Raw genomic sequence first — 7642 nt, 5'->3', positions numbered from 1 at the left:
ATATAAGCTCTACTGGCTTAGTTCACTAGCACACTGTTGAGTTCTCAAGCAACACACTACGAGGTTTTTGGCCCTGAACCAGCCTACCCGGCGTCGAACCACTCGGATTCAGTGGGGGTAGTGACTGTCTCAGATTTGGGACCACCCACTCTACCACAAGGTGGGAGCTTGGTTCGTGGTCCCGGCGGCCGCCGGGTTTCCCTGGCGACGAAGAGAACATTACACGGCGGTTTGGGGCCGAAAACAGGGGGGTCCCTTAACGGAGAAACCGCAGGTCAGCCGCCTGTTCTCGGCCCGAGCGCTCAGTGCGCGGCCGCGACGCCGGCGATGTTGCGCTTGCCCCGGCGGACCACCAGCCACCGGCCGTGCAGCAGATCGCCGGAACCCGGCTTCCACTCCTCGTCGGTGACCTTGGTGTTGTTCACGTACGCGCCGCCCTCCTTCACCGTGCGGCGCGCGGCGCCCTTGCTGTCCACCAGCCCGCCGGCGAGCAGCAGCTCGACGATGGTCGGCTCGTCGGACAGCTTCACCTCGCCGCTGGGCACCTCCGCCATCGCGGCGTCCAGCGTGGACGCGTCCAGTTCACCCAGCTCGCCCCGGCCGAACAGGGCCTGGCTGGCCGCGATGACCTGCCGGGTCTGCTCGGCGCCGTGCACCAGCGTGGTGAACTCCTCCGCCAGCCGCTTCTGCGCGGCTCGCAGGTGCGGCCGTTGCTCGGTGTCCTCGGCCAGCACCGCGAGCTCCTCGGCGGTGAGGAAGGTGAACATCCGCAGGTATCGGAGCACGTCGGCGTCGCCGACGTTGACGAAGTACTGGAACCACGCGTACGGCGAGGTCATCTCGGGGTCCAGCCAGAGGTTGCCGCCACCGGTGGACTTGCCGAACTTGCGGCCCTCGGCGTCGGTGACCAGCGGCGCGGTCAGCGCGTGCACGCTCTTGCCGTCGACGCGGCGGATCAGGTCCACCCCGCCGACCAGGTTGCCCCACTGGTCCGAGCCGCCGACCTGCAAGGTGCAGCCGTACTTCCGGTTCAGGTGCAGGTAGTCCTGCGACTGCAGCAGCAGGTAGCTGAACTCGGTGTAGGACATGCCGTCGGTTTCCAGCCGCCGCTTCACCGTCTCCCGGTTCAGCATGGTGTTGACCGGGAAGTGCTTGCCGACGTCGCGCAGGAACTCGAGCACCGACTGCGGGCCGGTCCAGTCCAGGTTGTTGACCACGACCGCGCTGGTCGGCGAATCGTCGAAGTCGACGAACCGCTCGAGCTGGCCGCGGATCCGGCCCGCCCATTCACCGACCACGTCGAGCGTGTTCAGCGTGCGCTCACCGGTGTCGCGCGGGTCGCCGATCATCCCGGTCGCGCCTCCGGCCAGGACGATCGGCCGGTGCCCGGCGCGCTGGAACCGGCTCAGCATCAGCAGCGGGACCAGGTTGCCCGCGTGCAGGCTGGGCGCGGTCGGGTCGAAGCCGCAATAGAGCGTGAGCGGGCCCTGGTCCAGGTCTCGGCGCAGGGCGTCGACGTCGGTGGACTGCGCGATCAGGCCGCGCCAGGACAGTTCGTCAAGGATGTGCTCACTCACGCACTGAATGATCCCCCACCAGCGCAATCGGATTCCGGGCGGGCTCACCGCCCCGGCCGCACCCGCCCGCCTCGCCGGTAGGTCGACACCGCGGGCGAGCCGTCCACCCAGAACCGCCACGGGGTGTCCATCGCCGCGGCGACGCCGACCCGCGGGCCGGTGCGGATCTCGCTGGTGGGAACGCGCTCCCCGGTCAGCAACCGCACCGGGGACTTCGGGTCGAGCAGGTCGATGCCGTTGTGCGCGCGGTCCAGAGCCAGCGCCGAGGTGAGGATCGCCGGGCCGTTCGCGACCGTGGCGGAGCGCGCCTTCGGCCGTCGGGCACGGACGACGTCGGCGCCTTCGACGACTTCGGCCGCGCGCAGCAGCACCGCGCCGGGCACCCCGTCCGTGACACACACCACGTTGGCGCAGAAGTGCATCCCGTAGACGAAGTACACGTACAGGTGACCCGCCGGGCCCCACATCACGTCGTTGCGCGGGGTCCGGCCGCGGTAGCAGTGCGACGCCGGGTCGTCGTGGCCGCGATAGGCCTCCACCTCGACCAGGCGCACGCGGACCGTGCCGTCGGGGCCGTCGGCCTCGATCTCGCAGCCCAGCAGGAACGGTGCCGCGACGACCGGATCGATGGCCAGTTCGTCCGCGGTAACCAGTCGTCCCGTCACTTGAGCACCACCTTGCCCGAAGCGGTGGCGAACTCGGCCACCAAGGCCGGTTCGGCTGCCTCCGTCACCGCGAGTTCGGTATCCAGCGCCGCGAACACCGGGACGAGGCTCGCCGGATCGGGGTGCTCGCCACGGAGTGAGACCAGGCGCGTGCCGGTCGCGGCGGTGTGCGACGGGTGTGGCGTGTCGCCCCAGCCGATCACGAACGGCACGAGCCCGCCGCGGTCGTCCGGCGGGAAGGCCAGCCGCCAGGTCAGCAGCACGCTGTCGGGACGGCGGCGGGACATCGGCACGACGTCGCCGGGTTCGTGCCCTGCCGCGCGGGCGCGGTCCAGCGCCGCGTCGAGGTCCGGCACCTGGATCGCCCAGGTCACCAGCCTGGGCGCGGTGAGTTCGTCGATGCCGAAGGGCCGCCGCGTGGCAGGCTCTGGCTGCTCCGGGTCCGGGCCGATGACCTCCAGGAACGCGTTCTCGCCGAGTGCGGCGAGGTGGTTGCGCGTGCCCAGGCCGGGGTGCGGCCCGCCGGGACTCAGCGTGATTCCGCGTTCGGCCAGGTCGTCGACCGTCCGGCCGAGGTCCGGTGTCGCATAGACCAGGTGATCCAGCACCGCACTCCCCTCTTCGTGTCCGTTCTCCCCCGGAGAAGCCTAGCCAGCGCGAGTTTTGAGCAATCGCTCAACTGCGGCTACAGTGATTTGAGCAGTCGCTCAAGAGGAGGGGTGATGACCCGGATCGAGGTGGAGACGAGCATCCGCACGGACCTCGGCACGCTCTGGCGCCACACCCAGGACCCGGCGCTGCACCAGCGCTGGGACCTGCGGTTCGCCGAGATCGTGCCGCTGGCGCCCGGCCGGTTCCGGTACACCAGCTGCTTCCTCGGCGTGGCGGTGACCGGGGTGGGCACGCACGCCGGCGAACGGCACCGGCCGGACGGCGGCTGCACGTCGGCGCTGAAGTTCCACTCGGCCGATCCGCTGTCGCTGATCCGCCAGGGCTCGGGGTACTGGCGGTACGCACCGGAGCCGGACGGCGTCCGTTTCGCCACCGGCTTCGACTACACGACGCGCTGGGGTGCGCTCGGCGACGCGGCCGACCGCGTTTTCCGGCCGGTCTTCGCCCGGCTCACCGCGCACTCGTTCGAACTGCTCCGCCGCTGGCTCGAAGACGGGGTCGAGCCGGAAGGACAAAGGAGGCGACTTGACCATCTTCGAACAAGCTTTCGGTGCTGACTTCGCCCGCCTGCACCCGCGGGTGCGGCAGCGGCTCAGCCTGGGCACGGCATCCGGGACCGGCATGATCGGGCGCGGGGTGATGGACCGGATCTGGCGTGGCCCGGCGTTCACCGCGCCGTTCCTCCGGCTGGGCACCACCCGGCACATCCTGTTCCCCGAACAGGGCCGCGACGTGCCATTCACCATCGAGAACTACCCGTACGTGGACTCCTTCGGCCGCGAGACGCTGTCGTTCGTGCGCACCTTCGAGCTGCCCGGCAAGCGGCGGCGGTTCGACGCGCAGATGGTGCTCGACCCGAGGACCGGGCGCATCGTCGACTACCTCGGCACGCACCAGCACGTGGCGACCGACCTTCGGCTGGGGGTGCGCGAGGACGGCGGTTTCCGGATCACGTCGGGCGAGTTCCGGCTGCACGAGGGTCCGCTGCGGACGGTGCTGCCGCCGCGGATCGCCGGGACCGCGGCGGTCGAAGAGTGGTTCGACGAGGACCTCGGGCAGTTCCGGATCGAGGTGGTGGTGGCCAACCCGCGGTTCGGCCCGGTGTTCGGCTACCACGGCCGGTTCACCGCCACCTTCGTCGAACAGGGGGTGAGCGGCGCGGTGAAACCCCTGCGCGAGAAGGTGTTGTGGTGAACACCAAACAGCGGCTGGTCGAGGGCGTGCTGGCGGTCATCCGCGACCAGGGCATCACCGCGGTGTCGGCCCGCTCGGTGGCGGCCGCCGCCGGGGCGAACCAGGCGCTGATCTTCTACCACTTCGGCACCGTGGAAGAGCTGATCGCGCAGGCCTGCGTGCAGACCACCGAAGCGCGGGTCGCCACCTACCGGGACCGGTTCGCCTCGGTGACCTCGCTCAGCGGACTGCTCGACCTCGGACGCGAAATCCACGAGACCGAACGCGCCGACGGCAACCTCGCCGTGCTGGCCCAGGCGCTCGCCGGAGCGCAGAGCGGCGGCCGGCTCGCCGAAGCCACCCGCGAAGCGCTGGGCAAGTGGACGGCCGAGGTGGAGAGCACGCTGGTGCGCGTGCTCGCCGGTTCACCGCTGACCGAGTTCGCCGATCCGGCCGGGCTGGCGCGAGCGACCTCGGCCGGGTTCCTCGGGCTCACCCTGTTCGAGACGGTCGACCGGGAGGGCGGTGAGCAGGCGCTGGGCGCGCTCGCTCAGCTCGCCGCCCTCGCCGACGTGCTCGAGAACCTCGGCCCGATGGCCACCAAGGCCGTACGGGCGAAACTGCGGTCGGCGGCGAAGAACCGCGCTACTTGAGCCAGTCGCGCAGTTCGCCGATCCGCTGCACCAGCCGCTCGCGTTGTTCGGTGACCCGCACCGGCGCGGTCCCGCCACGTGCGTCACGAGAAGCGACCGAGCCTTCGATGGTCAGCACCTCGCGCACGGCGGGGGTGAGCGTGGGGTGGATCTTCGCCAGCTCGTCGTCGGTCAGGTCTTCGAGACCGGCGCCGCGGCCCTCGGCCACGCGCACGCACTCCCCCGCGGCCTCGTGCGCCACGCGGAACGGAACTCCCTGGCGCACCAGCCATTCCGCGATGTCGGTGGCCAGGGTGAAGCCCGCGGGCGCCAGTTCGGCGAGGCGGCGGGTGTGGAAGGTGAGCGTGCCGAGCATGCCCGCCAGCGCCGGGAACAGCAGGTCCAGCTGCTCGACCGAGTCGAACACCGGCTCCTTGTCCTCCTGCAGGTCCCGGTTGTAGGCCAGCGGCTGCGCCTTGAGCGTGGCCAGCAGGCCGGTGAGGTTGCCGATCAGCCTGCCGGACTTGCCGCGGGTCAGCTCGGCCACGTCCGGGTTCTTCTTCTGCGGCATGATCGAACTGCCGGTGGCCCAGGCGTCGTCGAGCGTGACGTAGCCGAATTCGGCGGTGTTCCAGATGATCACCTCTTCGGCGATCCGCGACAGGTTCACCCCGAGCATGGCGAGCGCGAAGGCGAACTCGGCGGCGAAGTCCCTCGACGCCGTGCCGTCGATGGAGTTCTCCACGGAGGTGTCGAAGCCCAGCTCCGCGGCCACGGCTTCCGGGTCGAGGCCGAGCGAGGAACCGGCGAGCGCGCCGGAACCGTACGGCGACTCGGCGGTCCGCGCGTCCCAGTCCCGCAGGCGGCCGACGTCACGCAGCAGCGCGTGCGCGTGGGCCTGGAGGTGGTGCGCGAGCAGCACCGGCTGCGCGTGCTGGAGGTGGGTGCGGCCGGGCAGGATGGCGTCGGCGTTGCGTTCGGCCTGCGACACCAGCGCTTCGACCACGTCGAGCGTGCCCGCGATCATCCGGCGCGCGGCGTCACGCAGGTACATCCGGAACAGCGTGGCGACCTGGTCGTTGCGCGAGCGGCCCGCGCGCAGCTTGCCGCCCAGTTCGGCGCCCGCGCGCTCCAGCAGTCCGCGTTCGAGCGCGGTGTGCACGTCCTCGTCCGCGATCTCCGGGGTGAACGCGCCGGAGGCCACGTCCTCGGCGAGCGTGTCCAGCGCGGCCAGCATCCCGGACAACTCGTCCTCGGTGAGCAGCCCGGCCTTGCGCAGCACCCGGGCGTGCGCCCGCGAACCGGCGATGTCGTACGGCGCCAGCCGCCAGTCGAAGTGCGTCGACAGGCTCAACGCCGCCATCGCCTCGGCCGGTCCACTGGCGAACCTGCCGCCCCACAACTGGACCGGCTGTTCTTTCGCGCTCACTCGCTCACACTTTCTCGTCGCTGAAGTCGCTGAAGTCGCTGAAGTCGTTGTTCGCCGGGCACCCTACTCACTCCTCGGGAGTGGACGACCGGTCCGCCAGCTCGGCGAACCGCTCGGCCAGGCCCTTGCCGGTCAGCGGCTCGCGCGCGATGACCGCCACGGTGTCGTCGCCGGCGATGGAGCCGACGACCTCCTCCAGCGCGGCCCGGTCGATCGCGCTGGCGAGGAACTGCGCCGCCCCCGGCGGGGTGCGCAGGACCATCAGGTTGCCGGAGGCGTCCACCGAGACCATCAGCTCGGCGAGCAGCTTGGCCAGGCGGGAGGTCCCGCCCTGCACCCCGCGCACCGGGCTGCCGTCCTCCGGGATCACGTACACCGGCGCACCCGAATCGGCGCCGCGCAACTTCACCGCGCCCAGTTCGTCGAGGTCGCGCGACAGCGTCGCCTGGGTGACGTCGGTGCCTTCGGCGGCCAGCAGCTTGGCCAACTCGGTCTGGCTGCGGATGGCCATCGTGGACACCAGCTCGATGATCCGCGCCTGCCTGGCCGCCCTGCTCATCGGCGTCGCTCGTCGTGCTTGTCTTCGAGCAGCCAGACCAGCAGCGCCTTCTGCGCGTGCAGCCGGTTCTCCGCCTCGTCCCACACCGCGCTGGCCGGGCCGTCGAGCACCTCGTCGGTGATCTCCCAGCCGCGGTGCGCGGGCAGGCAGTGCAGCACGATCGCCTCCGGCGCGGCTCGCTCCAGCAGGGCTGCGTTCACCTGGAGCGAGCGGAACGGGCCGACGCGGTCGAGCCCGTCGTTCTCCTGGCCCATCGAGGTCCAGGTGTCGGTGACCAGCACGTCGGCCCCGTCGACCGCGGCGTGCGGATCGGTGAACACGGTCGCGCTGCCCCCGGTCTCGGACGCGCGGTGCTTGGCGTCCAGCATCACCTGCTGGTCCGGCTGGAAACCCTCCGGGGAGACCACGCGGACGTGCAGGCCCGCGGTGGTGCCGCCGAGCAGCAGCGAATGCGCCATGTTGTTGGCGCCGTCGCCGAGGTAGACCAGGGTCAGCCCGGCGAGCTTGCCCTTGCGCTCGCGGATGGTCTGCAGGTCGGTGAGCACCTGGCAGGGGTGGAACTCGTCGGTGAGCGCGTTGATCACCGGGATCCGGGAGACCGCGGCCATCGCGTCCATGCGCTTCTGCGCGAAGGTCCGCCAGACCACGGCGTCGACGTACCGGGAGAGCACCCGCGAGGTGTCCTCGATGGTCTCCTCGCGGCCGAGCTGCATGGACCGGCCGTCGACGATCACCGGGTGCCCGCCGAGCTGGGCGATCCCGACGTCGAACGAGAGCCGGGTGCGGGTGGAGTTCTTTTCGAAGATGGCCGCGATCGACTTGCCCTCGAGCGCCCGCGAGCTCAGCGGGGCGGCCTTGAGCTGGTCGGCGAGGTCGAGCACGGCGAGCTGCTCGGCGGGGGTCAGGTCGTCGTCGCGGAGGAAGTGCCTTGGCAT

9 protein-coding genes are annotated in these 7642 nt (G+C 70.8%); 3 read left to right on the top strand and 6 right to left on the bottom strand.

Annotated features, from left to right (window positions below; translation table 11 throughout):
- Nucleotides 1-302 precede the first annotated feature (302 nt).
- The 3 genes from tyrS to JOM49_RS19385 are packed head-to-tail and all read right to left on the bottom strand — an operon-like array spanning nucleotide 303 to nucleotide 2850.
- Nucleotides 303-1577 carry a tyrosine--tRNA ligase gene (tyrS, locus tag JOM49_RS19395; RefSeq protein ID WP_209665696.1) on the bottom strand — a complete coding sequence of 425 codons (1275 nt, stop codon included), beginning with the start codon at nucleotides 1575-1577 and terminating at the stop codon, nucleotides 303-305.
- 44 nt (nucleotides 1578-1621) lie between these two features.
- Nucleotides 1622-2242 carry a DNA-3-methyladenine glycosylase gene (locus JOM49_RS19390; RefSeq protein ID WP_209665695.1) on the bottom strand — a complete coding sequence of 207 codons (621 nt, stop codon included), beginning with the start codon at nucleotides 2240-2242 and terminating at the stop codon, nucleotides 1622-1624.
- Entirely contained in the window at nucleotides 2239-2850 is a 612-nt protein-coding gene (locus JOM49_RS19385) for a VOC family protein (RefSeq protein ID WP_209665694.1), read from the bottom strand. The genes JOM49_RS19390 and JOM49_RS19385 overlap by 4 nt, the downstream gene beginning before the upstream one ends.
- A gap of 114 nt (nucleotides 2851-2964) precedes the next feature.
- On the opposite strand from JOM49_RS19385, the gene JOM49_RS19380 reads away from it, so the two are divergent.
- The 3 genes from JOM49_RS19380 to JOM49_RS19370 are packed head-to-tail and all read left to right on the top strand — an operon-like array spanning nucleotide 2965 to nucleotide 4740.
- Nucleotides 2965-3471: a hypothetical protein gene (locus tag JOM49_RS19380; RefSeq protein ID WP_209665693.1), complete on the top strand. Its 507-nt coding sequence runs from the start codon at nucleotides 2965-2967 to the stop codon at nucleotides 3469-3471.
- The gene (locus JOM49_RS19375) at nucleotides 3440-4108 is read left to right on the top strand and encodes a DUF4166 domain-containing protein (protein ID WP_209665692.1); all 669 of its coding nucleotides are present in this window, start codon (nucleotides 3440-3442) and stop codon (nucleotides 4106-4108) included. The genes JOM49_RS19380 and JOM49_RS19375 overlap by 32 nt, the downstream gene beginning before the upstream one ends.
- Entirely contained in the window at nucleotides 4105-4740 is a 636-nt protein-coding gene (locus tag JOM49_RS19370) for a TetR family transcriptional regulator (RefSeq protein ID WP_308158793.1), read from the top strand. Before JOM49_RS19375 ends, JOM49_RS19370 begins: the two co-directional genes overlap by 4 nt.
- On the opposite strand, the gene argH is transcribed toward JOM49_RS19370, so the two are convergent.
- From argH to argF, 3 genes are all read right to left on the bottom strand, one after another.
- Nucleotides 4733-6148 carry an argininosuccinate lyase gene (gene argH, locus JOM49_RS19365; protein ID WP_209665690.1) on the bottom strand — a complete coding sequence of 472 codons (1416 nt, stop codon included), beginning with the start codon at nucleotides 6146-6148 and terminating at the stop codon, nucleotides 4733-4735. The genes JOM49_RS19370 and argH overlap by 8 nt on opposite strands.
- A gap of 67 nt (nucleotides 6149-6215) precedes the next feature.
- A complete protein-coding gene (locus JOM49_RS19360) occupies nucleotides 6216-6707 on the bottom strand; it encodes an arginine repressor (RefSeq protein WP_209665689.1) in 492 nt (163 codons plus the stop codon).
- On the bottom strand, nucleotides 6704-7642 hold the full coding sequence (gene argF, locus JOM49_RS19355; protein ID WP_209665688.1) for an ornithine carbamoyltransferase: 939 nt from the start codon (nucleotides 7640-7642) through the stop codon (nucleotides 6704-6706). Before argF ends, JOM49_RS19360 begins: the two co-directional genes overlap by 4 nt.

Origin of the sequence: Amycolatopsis magusensis, assembly GCF_017875555.1 — a bacterium.
GTDB classification, from domain to species: domain Bacteria; phylum Actinomycetota; class Actinomycetes; order Mycobacteriales; family Pseudonocardiaceae; genus Amycolatopsis; species Amycolatopsis magusensis.
This window is presented reverse-complemented; position numbering and strand designations above follow the sequence as displayed.

Coding starts and splice junctions, on each gene's coding strand:
- JOM49_RS19380 (WP_209665693.1), top strand. CDS start 2,965: ATGACCCGGATCGAGGTGGAGACGAGCATCCGCACGGACCTCGGCACG.
- JOM49_RS19360 (WP_209665689.1), bottom strand. CDS start 6,707: ATGAGCAGGGCGGCCAGGCAGGCGCGGATCATCGAGCTGGTGTCCACG.
- argF (WP_209665688.1), bottom strand. CDS start 7,642: ATGCCAAGGCACTTCCTCCGCGACGACGACCTGACCCCCGCCGAGCAG.